Source organism: Acidicapsa acidisoli (assembly GCF_025685625.1).
GTDB classification, from domain to species: Bacteria; Acidobacteriota; Terriglobia; order Terriglobales; family Acidobacteriaceae; genus Acidicapsa; species Acidicapsa acidisoli.
Map to the genome: position 1 here is coordinate 59,808 of NZ_JAGSYI010000006.1, position 17,615 is coordinate 77,422.

At 54.4% G+C, this 17,615-nt stretch carries 13 protein-coding genes; all 13 read right to left on the reverse strand.

The window, feature by feature from the left end; translation table 11 throughout:
* Window positions 1-21 precede the first annotated feature (21 nt).
* A complete protein-coding gene (locus OHL23_RS26705) occupies window positions 22-660 on the reverse strand; it encodes a cytidylate kinase-like family protein (protein ID WP_263355106.1) in 639 nt (212 codons plus the stop codon).
* Between the two features lie 11 nt (window positions 661-671).
* The gene (locus OHL23_RS26710) at window positions 672-2,273 is read right to left on the reverse strand and encodes a DHA2 family efflux MFS transporter permease subunit (RefSeq protein WP_263355107.1); all 1,602 of its coding nucleotides are present in this window, start codon (window positions 2,271-2,273) and stop codon (window positions 672-674) included.
* Window positions 2,270-3,544, reverse strand: coding sequence for an HlyD family secretion protein (locus OHL23_RS26715; RefSeq protein ID WP_263355108.1), 1,275 nt, complete (start codon window positions 3,542-3,544; stop codon window positions 2,270-2,272). The genes OHL23_RS26710 and OHL23_RS26715 overlap by 4 nt, the downstream gene beginning before the upstream one ends.
* A complete protein-coding gene (locus tag OHL23_RS26720; RefSeq protein ID WP_263355109.1) occupies window positions 3,541-5,094 on the reverse strand; it encodes a TolC family protein in 1,554 nt (517 codons plus the stop codon). Before OHL23_RS26720 ends, OHL23_RS26715 begins: the two co-directional genes overlap by 4 nt.
* 361 nt (window positions 5,095-5,455) lie before the next feature.
* A complete protein-coding gene (locus tag OHL23_RS26725) occupies window positions 5,456-6,487 on the reverse strand; it encodes an alcohol dehydrogenase (RefSeq protein WP_263355110.1) in 1,032 nt (343 codons plus the stop codon).
* 443 nt (window positions 6,488-6,930) lie between these two features.
* Window positions 6,931-7,584, reverse strand: a complete 654-nt coding sequence (locus tag OHL23_RS26730) for a TetR/AcrR family transcriptional regulator (protein WP_263355111.1) — start codon at window positions 7,582-7,584, stop codon at window positions 6,931-6,933.
* Window positions 7,585-8,338: 754 nt separating this feature from the next.
* A complete protein-coding gene (locus tag OHL23_RS26735) occupies window positions 8,339-9,328 on the reverse strand; it encodes a serine hydrolase (protein WP_263355112.1) in 990 nt (329 codons plus the stop codon).
* Between the two features lie 181 nt (window positions 9,329-9,509).
* Entirely contained in the window at window positions 9,510-10,301 is a 792-nt protein-coding gene (locus OHL23_RS26740; RefSeq protein WP_263355113.1) for a GntR family transcriptional regulator, read from the reverse strand.
* Window positions 10,302-10,633: 332 nt separating this feature from the next.
* Window positions 10,634-11,761: a dipeptide epimerase gene (locus OHL23_RS26745; protein WP_263355114.1), complete on the reverse strand. Its 1,128-nt coding sequence runs from the start codon at window positions 11,759-11,761 to the stop codon at window positions 10,634-10,636.
* Complete coding sequence (locus tag OHL23_RS26750; protein WP_263355115.1) at window positions 11,761-12,729, reverse strand: C40 family peptidase; 969 nt, start codon at window positions 12,727-12,729, stop codon at window positions 11,761-11,763. The genes OHL23_RS26745 and OHL23_RS26750 overlap by 1 nt, the downstream gene beginning before the upstream one ends.
* A 94-nt stretch (window positions 12,730-12,823) precedes the next feature.
* On the reverse strand, window positions 12,824-15,229 hold the full coding sequence (locus tag OHL23_RS26755; RefSeq protein WP_263355116.1) for an exo-beta-N-acetylmuramidase NamZ domain-containing protein: 2,406 nt from the start codon (window positions 15,227-15,229) through the stop codon (window positions 12,824-12,826).
* Between the two features lies 1 nt (window position 15,230).
* The gene (murQ, locus tag OHL23_RS26760; protein ID WP_263355117.1) at window positions 15,231-16,124 is read right to left on the reverse strand and encodes an N-acetylmuramic acid 6-phosphate etherase; all 894 of its coding nucleotides are present in this window, start codon (window positions 16,122-16,124) and stop codon (window positions 15,231-15,233) included.
* A complete protein-coding gene (locus tag OHL23_RS26765; RefSeq protein WP_263355118.1) occupies window positions 16,121-17,608 on the reverse strand; it encodes a sodium:solute symporter in 1,488 nt (495 codons plus the stop codon). The genes murQ and OHL23_RS26765 overlap by 4 nt, the downstream gene beginning before the upstream one ends.
* Window positions 17,609-17,615: the final 7 nt, after the last annotated feature.

Here is a 17,615-nt window from a genome sequence, read left to right on the forward strand (position 1 = left end):
GTCTGACTCTCTTGCTCTGGCCTATTGAGACTGTTCTCGGTCACGTTCGAACCGTTGGAGACACTCAACGAGCATCGTGGTCGTACAAGACTCTCCCATCTCGGTATTGAACATTGCGTGGTACAGGTGGCGTTCCGGCCATTTTAGCCCGAGATACTGCCGGACGAACGCAGCTCGTGCTTCGTCCGTTGTGTCAATCAGATCAATTGCTCTGTCCTGACTCTCGCCCCTGGAGATAAGTCTGCGGATCTTGTGATCGCGAGACGCATAGAGAAACACATGGAAGACATCTTTACGATTGCGTAAGAAATACTGAGCACCACGACCGACAATTACCGACGGGCCGCTGGACAGTGCGGTCTTGACAGCTGTTTGTGAAACAGTCGCGATCCGGCGCGCATCGAGCAAGTGCAACCGGTTGGCGGACGGCAGGCCGCCCTCAAACGCACCACGAAGGAAGTCCTGGAAGATCCTGTACACGACGGGATCAGTTCGCCATTCTCTCTGCTCGACCGCCTCTGGCGTACTCTCGGTGAGTCGCGCAATTTCCTGTGTCAACCGTTCGTCCCACAGACTCCATCCAAGACGATCAGCGACCAAACTGGCAATTTCGGATGCTCCGCATCCGAACTCGCGCTCAATTGTTATAGCTTGAACCATTGCATTTATCCTCAGCCCACCGCGATATCTCCGCCCGCTCCTGGATCATTCTTCTTCAAGAAAAACGCAAGAACGAACATGATGGAGCAGAGCGCGCCCAGGACCCAAAAGATGTCCATGTAAGACAGTGCGCCGCCTTGTTGATGCACCAATTCGTAGAATCTTGCAATTGCCTGGTCGTGAGCGTCCGCTGCCCGAAGCCCGGAGTGCCCGATTTTTGAGCCAAGTGCATGGAGTGCCGAACGGTATGCAGGGGAATCGGGAGTGATATGGCCGACGAGAATCTGCTGGTGATACTGAGCCCGTCGGGCAATCATCGTGGTCACGACGGAAGTTCCGATACTGCCGCCGATATTGCGCATGAAGTTGATCATGCCGGAGACGCTATTGCCTTTCTCTGGAGGAACTCCGATGTAACCCGCGGCCGTGATAGGGACAAATAGAAATCCAATTCCCACCACTTGGGCTACACGCAACCACATCGCAAAATTAAAGCTGACGAATAAATCAATCTGGTTCGCGCAATAGAACAGCCCAATGGCAAGGCAGAGCCATCCAGTCGCAATCAGCCATCGGGCTTGAATCTTTGATGTAAGCCGGCCGACAATGGGCATCATCACCAACAAGATAACTCCGCCACCGGACAGAACGAGACCTGCAAGCTCTGCTGTGTAACCCATCAGCGTCTGCAAAAACTCGGGAATCAACACGAGGGTACTGAAGAGCATGAAGCCCATCATGAACATCATTAAGTTCGCTGCCGCGAAGTTGAAGCTCTTGAACATGCGGACATCGATGATCGGCTCTTTGCGGAACCATTCCCAGATGACCAGCGAGATCAGGCAAACCGATGCGGTTATCGCCAGGGTCGTGATGAAATGCGAGCCGAACCAATCGTCTTCCTGCCCCTTGTCCAGAACTACCTGCAGCGAACCCACTCCCAACGTCAACATGGATATTCCAATGTAGTCCACCCGAATACCCCCTCTCTTCAAGCGACGGAGAAACGGCGGATCTTCGACCAAGGTGTGCGTCAAATAAAGAGCCAGAAGCACCACGGGCAGCGTGATGAAAAATATCCAGCGCCATGAATAGTTATCAGTAATCCAGCCTCCCAGCATCGGCCCGACTGTAGGGGCGAGAACTGCAGTAATGCCGTAGACAGCAAACGCGGAGCCGCGCTGCTCCGGAGGAAACGTATCGTTGAGAATGGCTTGTGCCATCGGTTGCAGTCCGCCGCCGCCGATGCCCTGCACAGCTCGAAACAACAGCAATAGTGGCAGGTTAGGCGCTAACCCGCAAAGCAGTGAACTCACAGTGAAAATGGCTAGCGACATCATGAAGTACCGCTTGCGGCCCATCAACTCCGCGAGCCATCCGCTGATGGGTAAGACGATAGCGTTCGCAGCAAGGTAGGAGGTGAGTACCCAGGTGCTGTCGTCGTAGCTGGCTCCCAGGCCTCCGGCGATGTAAGGCAATGCAACGTTGGCAACGCTCGTATCCAGCACCTCGATAAACGCCGCCATCGACACAGTGGCGGCAATCGCCCAAGGATTTACCTTAGGGCGCCAGACGACCTGATCGGACGGAAGAGTCAGCGCTGTGGCACTCATCTCAGGTACACTTTCGCTTCGACGCTCTCACCGGGCCGAAGCTGGTGATCGCGATTTTCGCCAGGCTCGAGAACGATCTTTACGGGAACACGCTGAACGATTTTCACGTAGTTGCCAGTTGCGTTTTCGGGTGGCAGCAAGCTGTAAATGGGGCCCGTTCCTCCCGCAATGCTGTCGACATGAGCGTGGTATGTGCGGCCGTTCGAGTCGAGCTCAATCGTCGCTTTCTGGCCCACGCGCATATGCTTAAGCTGCGTCTCTTTAAAGTTTGCCGTAACCCACACCTGGTCGAGAGGAGTGACAGTGAGCAACTGTTCCCCCGGATCGACATTCAATCCGACGACAACTTTCTTTGTGATTTCGCCGGCTACAGGCGCAAATATTTTGGTGTATCCGAGGTTCAACTGCGCTTGCTCGACAGCAGCCCTTTTCTGGTTTACATCTGCCGTGGCAGAAAGGGCTTTGGCGCGCGTTGAGCCAACGCGCTGCGGGCCGGCCTGGGCATCTTCGTAGCGCGCCTCAGCTTCGGTCAGGCGGCTGCGCGCTTCGACAACAGCCTGTTGGGCTGCGGCCTCGTCAGCTTCTGCCGCAGCTATGGCGGCGACATCCGTCGCTGCAGCGGCATAAGCATGGTCGTATACTTGCTTCGGTACCTCCTCCTTTGCGAGCAGCGAGTGATAGCGGGCGACGTCATCTTGCGCCTTTACATTTTCTGCTTGCGCTTCCAAAACGCGGGCATGTGCGGCAGCAGCTTGCTTTTCTGCGGCCTGGATTGCCGCCTCTGCATTCTTAATATCGGAGGACGTGAATTTCAATTGGCTTGAGGTATCAACGGAAGATATCGGCACATCGATATTCGAACTTTTCGCCGCAGCCTCTGAAGTGTCGAGCGTTGCCTGGGCTCTTGCTAACGCCACTTCATAGTCTTTTGGGTCGATTTCCACGAGTGTGGAACCTTGATCGACCCATTGGTTGTCGTCTACGTTGACTTTCTGGATGTATCCAGGGACGCGAGCGCTGACAGGGTAAAGATGGACGTCCACCTGCGCATCGTCAGTAGATTCGAAGCCGGAAAGATAGCGCCAGAGGAAGGCGCCCCCAACGGCCAGAACAACAAGTGCGGTAAGAATTATCCAACGCTTGTGAGAGCGTCTCCTCGGATAAGCGGAGATCGACTGGTCAGCTGAGCCGCCGTTGTCCGCTGGTGCGCTTTGCTCTGGCGGAATCGCTTGCGATGTATTCATTACTGGATTTTGCTCAGCCGTACTCATTTTCCCTCCACGTATTCAGCAAAGCGTGACTCCGCGACGCCGGTCGATCTCGCCAGAGATATTTTTGAAAGGTTGTAGCTGTAAAGACTGGCAATATAGGCGTCACTAGCGATTGCCAGCGCATCCTGCGCTTGAACGACTTCAATGTTGTCGGTAACTCCCGAAGTGAATCGATCGCGAGACTGTTCAAGGTTCCGAGTGGCCAACGTTACAGCGCTTTTCTCGACAGACACTTCTTGCGCAGCCGCATCCAGATCGAGATAGGCGTCACGAACCTCCTGATCGATCCTGGCTCGTAAATCCTCCAGTCGCTGCCTTTCCCTTGTTAGCGAAGCGTCAGCCCGGAGAACATCTCCGTGTACCCTGCCACCCTGAAAAATAGGGATGCGGAGCGTAGCAGCAGCATCAACAGTACCGTGCGACGAGCCTGGGTTGACTCCAGATAGACCGTAGTCGGCTTCTGCACCTAACGATGGATACCGCTCGGCAGAAGCGGCTTTTCTCTCGAGCTCAGCCGAACCGACCTGATTCATCTGGCTCTGAAAATCGGCGCGATCCGTGTACGCGCTCTGGATCGACTCATCGAGCCCCGAGGGGGTCAGCTCCTGGTAAGGGATCTGGGTGGTTATCTCGAATTTTTGGCCAGATGGGAGGCCGATAGCTCGCGCCAAGACCAATTTCTGCTTCGCTAAATTATTTTGCGCGACAATCAGTTTCTGCTCGCGTGATTGTAGTTGGACCTGAGAGCGCAGAACGTCTACGGTCGAAGCAAGTCCCGCAGTCTTCTGGTCGGATGCTTGTTGAAAAAGCGCCTTGGCTGTGTCTCGTTGCGATGTGGCAGACTCAACTTCGGATTGATCTGCGATCGCCAGCAAATAGTTGGAAACAATCACAAGCACGATAAGCTCGCGAGCATCTTTGGAGCTGAACTCTGCCGACTTCAGCAGCGCCTGTGAAGACCGCGCTCGCTCGATGGAGGTCCAGTCAAAGACGGATTGTGTGAGATACGCCCGCGAGTCGAAATAGCCAAATGGGCCAATGATCGGAGGTTCGCCGGGAATGGTCAAACCGAAGGCCGCCTTTACATTGACTTGATGAACTCCGAAACCTGTATCGGTGATGACATGGGGGAGCAGTTCGCTCAGCGCTTGCCAACGTTGTCCCCGCGCGTCTGTAACGGCATCCGTAGCCAGAACTCCAGCTAGATTTTGCTTCAGCCCGAAGGCGACTGCGTCATTAAGGGAAAGCTGCACAGGCGTTGCGCTGAGTTTTCCCGCAGCAACCCCTCCGAGATACGGATTCTGTGACAAGGCGCGATCGTTAGTCTGTCCGGCTTGAACAGCTGTTCGCGGTGCTCCTGTTACCTCGGCTAGAGCAATCGGGTTGTACGGCGCCGGCGTGGCTGGCGTGCTGTACTGCGCAGAAGCCCCTACTCCGCAGAGAAGGGCAGAACTAAGCAGTAGAAGCTTACTCCCGTATCTGTACCGCTTACCCGATCCTCGCTGGAGAAACTCCGGTTCTTCGTTTAGGTCTGTTGTAGTGTTATTCATCTCTGTTCGATCCCTCGGAAGCTCTGTGGAAGCAGGTCATCACAAGTTGCACAGGTTTCTTGAAAGATCACACCATGAGGAGGGAAAGGAAATCCATTGGACGAAGGTGTCGACCAATACCTTGGTATCACTCCGCTAACCGATACCAGGCTCTTGGACAATCCATCCTCATTAAATTTTTCCCGAACGCTTCTGGTGTCATCCCCTAATGACAGCAGATCAATTTCGATCGCCGTTTAAGCCCGCCCAACTGATTGACTGTAGATCAGTCAACCAAAAGCGGGAGTCTGTCCCTTGCTGACAGAGCATTGACGTCTGACCCCACGCAGGTGAGGCTGCTCTTCGTCGCAATTGGCCACAATCACATTGTCAGCACAACGCGAAACTCGGCGTTGCCGCTCATCATGCGGGCATATGCTTCGGCAGCGTTTTCCAGAGGATAGGTTTCGATCATGGCGCGTACCCCTCGCAGTTCGGCAAATCGAAGCGCGTCATCCGAGTCCGCCGGCGTTACCCCTGCCCATCCTTCAATAGTCTTGCCGCCCCTGATGAGCTGAAGCGGAGCCACCTCAATAGGATCGGAGGTTACGCCAATCAGGAGAAGCTTGCCGTTCGGACCCAAACCGCCAATCAGTTCGGTCAATGCCTTGGAGTCCGGCGCTGTTGCGATAATGACTCTTGCGCCACCTAGTTTTTGGAGTTCCTCTGCTGGGTTCTTCACTTTGCTATCGATATACACATCGGCACCGAGTTTCATTGCCAGCGATTCAATTTGCGAGCCGCGCCCGACCGCAGCCACCTTGTAGCCAAACTTGTTGGCGAATTGAATTCCGAGGTGGCCGAGTCCACCGATCCCTTGCACCACAACCAAGTCGCCTGGCAGTGCACCCGCACGCCGCAGAGCCTGGAAGGTGGCAACTCCAGCGCACAAGAGCGGTGCCGCATCGATGTCGCTAAGACTGTCCGGAATCGAAACTAATGCTTCGACCGGCGCCAGCATGTACTCCTGATAGCCGCCGTCATAACTGATACCAGGATTCTTCTCATTGCGGCAGAGTCGGAAATCGCCGCGCCGGCACTCGGAACAAGTGCCGTCATGGCCGCCATGCCAGCCAACGCCAACGCGCTGGCCTTTTCGCCATTCAGCCACTCCAGTTCCGAGCGCATCCACCACGCCGGCCACTTCATGGCCCGGAACGCGCGGATAGGGAATTCCTGGCCGGCGGCCTTCGACGATGATCGCATCGCTGCGGCACACGCCACAGGCCTGAACTTTGATGCGCACCTGTCCCGGGCCTGGATCGGGAATCTCCAGCTCGACGATTTTAAGACCGGCTCCAGCCGCGGTCACCTGGGCGGCTTTCATGGTTGCTACTGCGACTGCGGTTGTCATAAATCCCCCCTATTTCTTCCTTGTTTCAGTTGGTGGCTTCGCGGCCGCAGTAGATTTCAGCAAGAAGCTCGCCTCCTACTGGTGAGCCGCGCTAGCGGAAATCGAGAAAGCCTCTCCGATATACAACTGGAACCTCGCGGAACACGAATCAAGTCGTTCACGTTTTTCTGAATCAAACTCGTGCTAACTGCTGAGATTAAGCCTTAAGCGCAGAGGCTAAGCCATTAGACCAAGGTATCGATCGATACCTTGGTATCAGCTTCCCTAACCAAAACCGAGGTATCGGTCAACACCATCGTCCAATAACTTTTCCCCGCACGCTTTTGATGTCATCCCCTAATGGCAGCCGATCAATTTCGATTGCGATTTATGCCTGATTGCCAACTGACTGTCTGGTTAGTCAACTAAAAGATGCGACAACACCAATTAAAGTTCCACATTTTTTAGCTGCCCGAGGTAGTGCCTTTTCTGACAAAGGCCATCACTTCTGCTGTATGCCTAGCCAACGATTGCCTGTTCAATGGGTTACGGCCTCTGCCTGGAATATGGGAGAGGTTGTTGGCCGCACAAAAATAGAAGCCGCACAGACCAATAATGTTGATGGCGCCATGTCCGGGGTCCATTTCTCTGAACTCGCCCGAGGCAATCCCCTTCTTCAACAAGACTTCGACTCGGCTATAGAGCGAAGGCATTCCTAACTTGCGAAAGTGCTCGCCCCCACCTTGAATGCTCTCCAACATAAAGATAACGGGCGACAATGGGTGCTCCGTCATTGCGGCGAGCAGTCTCTCGATAAAACTCAGCAAAGCATCCGTGGCGTTGAGGTTCTTCTCGAGAGACTTATCGAGTGCCTCGCTAAGTGGCTGGTAGGCCCGCATGAGAACCGCCTCATAGAGCCCTTCTTTGCTCTTGAAGTAATGAAAAATCAGACCCTTGACCACATTTGCCCGCGTCGCGATGCTCTCCGTTCGCGCCGCGGCGAAACCCTTTGTGGCGAACTCAATCTCTGCCGCGTCCAGAATAGCCGGCACGGTCACCTCTCGGTCCCGCGTCTGTGTGCGATGAGGTCTGTTCTCGGCAGTCGCTGTGTATCTCACGGAATCCCCTGCCTATGATGATACTGCTGACTGACTGGATGGTCAAATAGGAATGAGGGTTCAATTCTTGACTGAATATGGCCCATTGCGGACCGATAGAGGGGCTCTGTGCATAGCGAACATTTCCATCGAGAAGCGCCTACTCGCACATATGACACATAGCAGTCTTGCACGACCAATCAGCAGTGACATCGCAGGCCTGGGCGAACGTCAGGAGGCTTTTAAACCAGCTATCCCATGGCGCAGTCAAATAAGTCCAAAATCATTGCGTCTCCTTGTCGGCCTATGCGCTTGTCATATGGGCTGCACACTATGTCGCCCATCAGCACGCCGCCAAACTTCAGTTATGTACAGATCCGCATTCGAGGAGCAATTCTGGACAATCTACGCAGCGTGGACCGGGCTCCGAGATAGCGCACGCCACAAACGGCGTGCAGTCCAAGACACAATTCGTACGCTCGCTCCCTCGTTGGGGCATGCACCCCGTAGGCGGAGGCTGCGGCGGAGTTGAAGATCAGCCTCGACACCTATCACTAGTAACTGGGCGACCTAGAAGACTTAGAAATTGGCTAGCTGCATCAAAAGCGGGATGAAAACTCCGGCGACGAATAATTGGATTATGTTCCTGATCTCTAAAAGGATGATCCCTTCTTTTGCCCCTGAATTTCAGTCGAAGCCAAACCGCCAACTCATTCGTCAAGGCTGAATCACGAGCGGCAAAGTGGAAGTTTATTGATCAGCATACGAATGTCGATTAGCGCGTTGCTGGGACCTGTTTCAGAGTATCCGGAGAAAGGCCATCGGGCGCCCAGGATTGGATAATTGTTTTTGCCAGCCTGCCCATCATCAATTCGGCGGAGTTATCGCTTTGCCAACTCTGATCCACATTGTCGTAGGTGAAGACAGACAGAACAAGAAGGCCCTTTTTCGTTCCAATGAGAGCTACGTCGTTGCGTACGGCATTTAAGGAGCCAGTCTTATTCGCAATGGCTGTTCCGTGTTCGCTGCTGTCGAGCGACTCCAGGTACCGTGGGATGGCGTCTCGATAGAACTGATGCTGTAGCATTTCGACCGCTGTGGAGCAGAGCGATAGGTCGGAAGCTGTCGGGGCGCCACTGGAAAGCTCGCATCGGCTGAAACGGGTAATCAGTGAAGCCATCTCATGTGCGGTTGTCTTTCCCAGGCCAAATTTTGGTTGATCGGCCGGCATTGGCTCGGTGGAGGGCTTAAAGATCTTCTTGTAGAGATGCGTATTTGGCAGACCAATCGACTCCATGCGCGTATTCACGCTCGCCACGTCAAAGCGGTCGATCATCAGGTTCGTTGCGGTGTTATCGCTAAGGTCGATCATCAAAGTCAAGACATCCCGCAAGGTTAGCGTAAGAGGAGCATCTAGAAATTGGAGAATGCCTGAACCTCCAACCTGGTCTTCTTTTTTCAAGACGATGGGTTCGTCCCAACGGGCTTTACCAGCGCGGATCTCTTCCAGAGCTTCATACAACATGGCGAGTTTGATAACGGACGCAGTCTGCACCGGAACATCGGCATGGACTGCGAGGACTTGGTGCGTAGCCAGAGCCTCCGCATAGAGGGCAACTTTCCCCTGATGGGCTGCGACTATTTGATCAACTTGTGCCGTGAGGTTTTCGGAAACCGGTTGAGCGCTCGCAATGTATGTTGCAAACCCAAAGTACATTCCCAACAACACTGCTTGAAATAGACCTCTAGATGATTGACTGTTCATTGATATTTATCATCTCCTCCAAATTGCACGATTGGCAAGCGGCAGAAAAACATGCCCGACATAATTTCGCATAGCGATTGAGACGTATCACACAACGGGCATATGCCCGGTTAAATCTCCACTGGCATGGTTCGTAGTCTTTGTAATTCCGATGCGTCCTTCCATGCTGCCCTGGTAGTTCTCATGTCATTAGCGGCGAAGGAGTCAGTTCGCGTTTAGCGCGCATTAGTCGATTGACGATTCTATAGCGATCTCCTCTGTAGGATGACTTTACGTGCTCAGCCGGCTTTCCATCTTCGAGGTAAGAAACTCTGGTAAACAAGAAGATGGGGCTCCTCGGATGAATCTGAAGAAGCCGTGCTTCTTCGGCACTCGCCTTGCCCACTTCAATGACCTCATCCGTGACAATCACTTGTATCCCGTATTGCTCGGCCAACTCCTCGTACAGCGACATAGCAGGATCGTAGGTCTCGAGCAGATTCGGACAGAGATGCGTGGGCAGGCAGCTGGACTCAATCCCCATCGGCAGAGAATCCGCATAACGAACGCGGCGCAGGCAGAAGACCTTTTCCTTCTCGCCCAACCTCAACGCATCTCTCGTCTCCTGGTTTGGTAGCTGAATCTTGAACGACAGAAGCTCGGAGTGAGGGGTCGCGCCCCGATCTTTCATCTCTTCGCTGAAGGAGAGTACGTGACGGAAATCTCTCTCGATTTTTATCCCAGAGATAAATGTGCCCTTGCCCTGACGACTGTAAATCACACCAAGATCGCACAGCGCCTTGACGGCCTGGCGGACGGTCATTTGACTGACCCCCATCCGGGCGGCGATTTTCTGAATCGAAGGGACAGGTTCGCCCTCTTTGATCTCACCAGATCGGATCTGATCCATCAAGCGCTGCTGAATCTGGTGGTAAAGAGGAATGCCGCTTCTGCGGTCCAGCGGTAACGGGCGTCGCTTCTTATTTCCGTCCATTTGCCTTCCTGGTACACCCGTGGTGAGAGTTCATGAAGATCTATGTAACCGGTAGAGCGCCCTGACTCGGTATACACGAATTCCACTCTTTCCGACTTATGAATATGGAACTGAGGGCGGTGCTATCCATCATAGCCCGGAGGAGCCATTTCGAACAAAGGCGATATTCCAATGAAGCAATCAATCGAGCTCGGATAAGATTTCTACCCAGTCGCTTCCCATAGAACGAGCATCAGTTAAGCCAGAGATCGGTGTAATCCTTGAAGCTACCGAAGTGCAGCGTGGATAGGCGGACACTTCGGCATTCGAGCGGCGTTTACCGCGCGGTCTCTTTAGCCATGCGACGTGGTCAGTCCTAGTCCCGGCCCCGAGGGCAACAGAAGCTTTCCCTTTTCCACTCGGACACCGACCCAGGGATCATTTGCCACCAGAAGGTTGCCGTCTAGATCTGCATGATCCACCAGAGGCGACAAGTGCGCGGCTGCCGTAATCGAACAGGAACTAGAGACCATGCAGCCGAGCATCACCTTCAAGTTCATCGCCCGAGCTACCTGAATCCATCGAAGGGACTCCAGGATGCCGCCCGCCTTGTCGAGCTTTACATTGATACCGTCGAAGGCTTCGGTAAGATGGGGAATCATATTGATATCCGTGCAGGCTTCATCGGCGAAGATAGGGAGGTGAACCTTGCTGCGCACATACTTTGTTTCTTCGATCATATGTGCCGGCATGGGTTGTTCTACATATTCGATCCCCTGCGTCTCAAGCCAGTTGATTTTGCGAATGGCCTCTTCCTTATCTATCCATCCCTCGTTGGCATCCACGCGAATCGGCTTCTTTGTAACGCTGCGTACAGCTTCGATCGTCTCCTCGTCGGATTGCAGCCCTACCTTGACCTTCAGTACGGGAAAGTCCGCGGCCTCGCGGGTCTTCTGGCGGGTGATCTCGGGCGTATCAATCCCGATGGAAAAATCTGTGATCGGAGCATCGGCAGGATCAAGTCCGAGGAATTGATAGAGTGGAACTCCCATCTTCTTGCCGAGCCAATCGAAGATAGCAATGTCGACGGCTGCCATAGCTGCGTGTTGATGACTGCCGAGTAAGCCGCGCAACTGCGCAAGATACTTTTGATACATGAGAGGATCGCCCGCGACGATCTGAGAAGCGATCGCTTCGATAGCCTTGCGGGCCTCTTCCGGAAATTCCTTGTAGCGAATAATGGGAGCCCCCTCGCCATAACCGGTGATTCCATCTCGCCGGTACTGAACCTGCACCGTATCTCGATACGCGCTGGAAGACATGGTCGTGGTCCAGGTGTGGCGCAGCATCAGACGCTTCAGGCCGCTCTGGACGTCGCACTTATCCTGCGATGGCTTGGATTGCATCCCTATCACCTCTGCTGGCAGCATCGAAGCCAGGCCAGCCGCACCCGCAGTCTTTATCCAATCTCGTCTATTCATCACTTTACTCTCCTCGCCGCGACCAAAATCTTTGTCCAGGGCATGTCATCCAGGCGGCTGATTTGAACGCCTGGATGCTCGTGTGTTGTGTCATGGATGAACTGGCCGCCGCCAATATACATTCCAGTGTGGGTGATCTTGCCGGTGCTCCCGCCAAAGAACAACAGGTCTCCCGGTTGCAGATCTTTGCGCTCAACCGCTGTCACACCGCTCCAGGCAGCTTGAATATCTGCGTCGCGGGGCATGATGATTCCACGCTGGCGCTCCAGCATTTGCGTAAACCCGGAGCAGTCGAAACCGAAGCTGCTGACGCCACCCCAGGTGTAAGTGATGCCGAGAAATCTCCTCGCCAACTGAAGCATCTCGTCGATGGTCAGCGGAGAGACATCTTGTGCTACGTCTCCTTGTTGTACCCACGCTGTTTGTCCGTCGACCAAGCGGACCTGCAGCCAGCGTGAGGAGCGATCTCGTTTTTCAGAGGTCAACTCCAGACGCGCTTCCCATGGCAATTGGAGCACAGGGGCGTGTGTGGTCACGTCTGGATCGCGATAAATGTTGACGCTCAGTCCCGCGACTCGTACCAATCGATCGTCGGGGGCGTACGTTCCGGCATCGAGTGCCTTCAAACCGGACGCCTCGACCCATCCTGTGTATCCGTCCGCAGTGCGGATGTTATACCAGTCTGCGTGCTTTTCGAGCGTCGCTACATCCGTCCCGTAGATAGTTTGCGATATGACTTCGCTATTGTCCTCCGCTTTCGCGAACATATTGATGACGGGCTTTGCCACAACAAAGTTCGGATGTGGAACAGACTCCTGTGCCCAGCCAGTTCGCGCCATCGGCATGAACAAAGCAATGATCCAAATACCGGCAGTGAGAAGACTGCTTGTTCGTTTGACAAATATTGAGATGTTACCCGCGATCTTCGACTGGCATGGAACGCCAGAGACACATTTTGTAACGGTCACAATGCTCCTTCTTTAAACAACCTAGTTAAACCGCGACTGCCTGAGCCGAACGGAAGCTTACTTCGATTCGGTATTCGGTGTACGATAGCGCGGCTCAGTAGAGGAGATACCTCGCGCGTATGGGCTTGAAGACCTCAAGAGCATCCTGCCAGTCTTCGGCAATCCGTCTTGGATCCTGCCCATCTGTGAGCGCGTCCAATGAGGCTTTGTTGCGCATTAAGCCGTCGAGCGCAGTGACTTTGTATTGGCCGGGATAGAGATGGTGCAAGGCGCTGGCGATCTCCAACCCAAGTTCAGGCGCATCGAGAGCTTCGCGGTCGGTAAGGATGATATTCACGCCGCCACACTTTTGATTGGCATAGATAGAAGCATTGGGAGTGAAGTGAAGAGGGATAAAGCGCACGCCATTTATCGCTCTTTCGTTCAAATACTGGGCAAGCGCCGCCGGATCGACCCATGGTGCGCCGAGCAACTCAAACGGTGTGCCGGTTCCGCGGCCAACGGAAATATTCGAGCCTTCGATCATTCCAATGCCGGGATAGAGCGTCGCCTCGGTAAGACTACGGATATTCGGAGAAGGGTCGATCCACACCATACCGGTTGAGTCGTACCAATCGCCGCGCATCCATCCTTCCATTGGAACCACGGTTAGCTTTGCGCCGATGGCTCGCTCGCCGTTGAACATCCGCGCCAGTTCTCCAACCGTCATGCCGTGACGCACAGGGGTCTTCCAATAACTGACAAATGCCTCACGTCCCGCATCGGCGATGGGACCTTGTACTGCAAAGCCGCCGATCGGATTCGGTCGATCGAGTACAACAACCTCTTTGCCCGACTTCGCCGCTGCTTCGAGAAAATAGCCGAGCGTGCTTTCGTATGTGTAGAAGCGTGCGCCAATGTCCTGAATGTCGTAGACAATCGCATCCAGACCGGCGAGTTGCGTCTCCGAGGGCCTGCGCTTTGCATCCGTGTCGCCGTAAACGCTATAGATAGGCACGCCGGTAGCCGCGTCCTTTGAGTTGCCGATCTCCGTTGTGTCAAGCGCGCCAGCAACGCCATGCTCTGGGCTGAAGATCGCGGCGAGTTGCAGTCCTAGAGTATGCGCCAGAGCGTCGGCTGTCCGTTGGCCGTGCGAATCCAAAGCGGTCTGATTGGTCACCAATCCGATTCGTATGGGATGGCTTGGATTCGGGTGAAGCTCGCTGAATCCGTGGTCTTCCAGCACGTCGATGCCAGTCTTTACTTCACCGTTGCGCACGGTTACACGCCGCTCCGCCATGATGGATTCGTTGTATCCGGTGATGCGTGCAAGACGAAGCTTTTCTTTCTCACTGACAGTAAGTTCGAGCGACGCGGTAACAGCATTCGCTATGCGGGTGCGCAGCGAAACGACTGATCCGTGACCGTTGGGATGAACAGCATTGGTCAAGATAATAATGTAAGTGTTCGTGACCGGATCGATCCAAAGCGAGGTGCCAGTGAAACCAGTGTGTCCGTAAGACCCCACCGGCAGCAGTTCCCCGCGATTGGTGGCGAAGGGAGAATCGATATCCCAACCCAATCCGCGCAGTGTTGGCGCTGTTGCTGGCTGCTGCGGAGTGGACATCTTCTCCACGATCAGCCGGCTAAGGACTCTATCTCCGCCTAGTAGTTCTTGTGCAAACTTCGCCAGATCGTCTGCGGTAGAGAATAGGCCCGCATGTCCTGCAACGCCGTCCATCCGCCGCGCCGTTGGGTCATGGACTATGCCGCGCAGCATCTTGCCCTGCTCATCGTATTGCGTTGGAGCAATACGCGACGACCACTCGCTGGGGGGTAGATAGCGCGTTTCGTTCATGCCCAGTGGCGCAAAAATATTTGTTTGTGCGTAGTCGTTTAGCGGCATGCCGGAGACCTTCTCGACCAGAAAACCGAGTGTCTCAAAATTGATGTCGCTGTAGACGAAGCGTGTGCCAGCAGGAAAAGCAGGCTTTTCCTGCATGGCCATGTTATATGCCATGTAGCGGCCTTGCCATGGCTCCTTTAAATCAAGGTCGGGGCGCAGACCTGAAAAGTGCGTCAATAGCTCTCTGACGGTGATGTCCCCTTTTCCGTTCTGCGCGAACTCGGGCAGATAAGAGGCCACCGGTGCATTGAGGCGAATTCTTCCCTCTTGAACGAGCTTCATTACGGACGAGGTCGTTGCGATGCACTTGGTCAGAGACGCTAAGTCGAATATTGTGTCTGGCGTCATGACCTCGCGCGTCGGTTCAATCGAACGCCATCCATACGCCTTGCGATAGACAACTTTGCCGTCATGTCCGATGAGTACGACGCCACCTGGGATATTCCCTTCGGCAACAGCTTCTTCCATGATGACGTCGATCGCCGCAAAACGCGACTGTTTAGCGGGCGTCGAATTTTGCGCAAGGAGATGCAGCTGACCAATTGCTGCGAGAGATAAGACCAGGAGACACAATATCTTCCGGCAACGCCGAATTACCTTCAACGATTTCAACATATTAACCCTCAATTGCCTTGCGTACATTGCCCTTTGCCTTGCGCAGCCGTTCCAGCGACTCACTCTTGTTTGCATTCGCCTTCAGCATCACCAGTGCAACAGGAACACTCATGTCCGCGGTCTCCAACACTTGAAGAGCTGCATCGCGACTGACGTTTGCCAGGGATTCCAGAATCACGATGCCGCGCTCCAGCAGTTTCTTATTCGTCAAATGTAGATTGACCATCAAATTGCTGTAGACATAACCCATCCTGGCCATTGCACCAGTGGTCAGCATATTGCAGATCAGCTTCTGTGCTGTACCGGCTTTCAGTCTCGACGAACCGGTCAACGCTTCCGGTCCCACTTCAACTTCAATCTGTATGTCGGCTGCCCTGCCGAGGGCGGAGTCATGATTGCAGGCGATGGCTACGGTTGTGGCTCCTTTGCTCCCGGCATACTGGAGCGCACTGATGGTGTATGGCGTACACCCACTGGCGGCAAGCCCCACGACAACATCGCAATCGCCGGGATCGCGTGCAGCTATGTCACTGCGCCCCATTTCCTCGGAGTCTTCACTCCCCTCCGACGATTGCGTCAGAGCCGATTCACCACCTGCGATGAGGAACTGAACCATCTCCGGGTTCGTACTGAATGTTGGAGGACACTCCGATGCGTCGAGAGCCCCAATGCGTCCACTCGTTCCTGAGCCAACATAGATAAGTCGTCCGCCTGTGGCCAGACGGCCCGCAATGAGGTCGACTGCCTTTGCAATCTCCGGCAACACACGTTCGATGGCACGCGGTACAGCTGCATCTTCGCGGTTCATCGCCGTAACTAATTCGAGAGCGGTCATGGTATCGAGTTTTTCCGTATCACGATTGCGGCTTTCTGTTGTCAGTTTCTTCAATTTCATCTCAGTTCCTCAGCCTGGCTTATGTTTTCATTTCGAGGCATAACACGGCTTGCACCGTAACCAATCGCGAATGTTGTCACGCTGCCCATTAGCACATACCAGGTGAACGATATACCCGTGCATAGCCATAAGTAGAGATTCAAGGCAAATCCACCGACCATCCCTATCATTGCGCCGCGTTCGGTGGTCGTGCGCGTCAAGACTCCCAGGAGAAAGACCCCGAGCAGTGCACCGTAGGCTACCGATGCAATCGAGAGGCCCATTTCGAGCACCTTGCCACCATTGCGCGCGAGCAGCGCCAACCCGAACAACAATGCAGCCCATCCCACCACGGCAATTCTTGAAACCTGCACGCGGTGCTTCTCCGATGAGTGGGGGCGCAGGCGCGCATAGAAATCAACGATCGTGGTCGATGAGAGCGAGTTCAAGGCGGCGCTTAAATTGGACATGGACGCGGCGAGAATGGCCGAGATCAGCAACCCACTTACTCCGTGTGGCATGCGAGTGACCACAAACGTCGGGAATATGGTGTCTGTGCGGGTGAAAGCTACAGTTGAAGGAAAGACGCGGTAAAACACAAACAGCATTGTGCCAACCAACAGAAACAACGAGAACTGAAAGAGAATGACGATCCCGCTGGAGAGCAACGCTATCTGAGATTGCCGCGCGTTACGCGCAGAGAGAAGTCTCTGCACGATTAGCTGGTCAGTTCCATGGCTCGCGGTGGTTAGAAAGGCCCCGCCCAGCACTCCCGACCACAGGGTATAAGTTGTATTGAGATTCCACGAGAGATCGAATACGCGAAACTTCCCGGCTTGACCAGCCACAGCATGCACGGTGTCCCAGCCGCCAGGCACCAAGTGCAGAATCGTGAAGAAGCCAACCACTGTGCCTGCCACATAGATCGTCAGTTGCACAACGTCGGTCCAGATCACGGCCGCCATGCCACCTTCAAATGTGTAGATCAACGTAAGCACGGTCACGATGGCAATGGCGCAAAAATCGCGCTGAAAATCATCGAGCCCGGTAAGCCAAGCGCCGAGTGCGATGCGTACAACAATCGCAACGGCAAAGACACGCACACCTTCCGCTGCCGCCCGCGTCAGCAAAAACATCCCCGCGGTCAGAGTCCGCAATGTATGACCGAAGCGCCGCTCCATCAGTTGATATGCGGTAACCATCTCGCCACGAAAGTACTGCGGGATGAAAATGAAAGTGACGACGGTGCGCCCGATCAGATAGCCGAGCACCAGTTGGAGAAACGTAAAGTTCTTGTCATACGCCATTCCTGGCACACTGATGACGGTCAGCGTACTGGTCTCCGCCGCCACAATGGAGAGCGAGATGGCCCACCACGGAATGGTGTTTCCCGCAAGAAAGTAATTTTTTAGGGTTTGCTGCTTGCGTCCAAAACTCAATCCGAAGAGCGTCACCCCCACCAGGTAGGCAACGATGACTCCAAGATCCAGCGCATTCAAACCCATTGTGCGT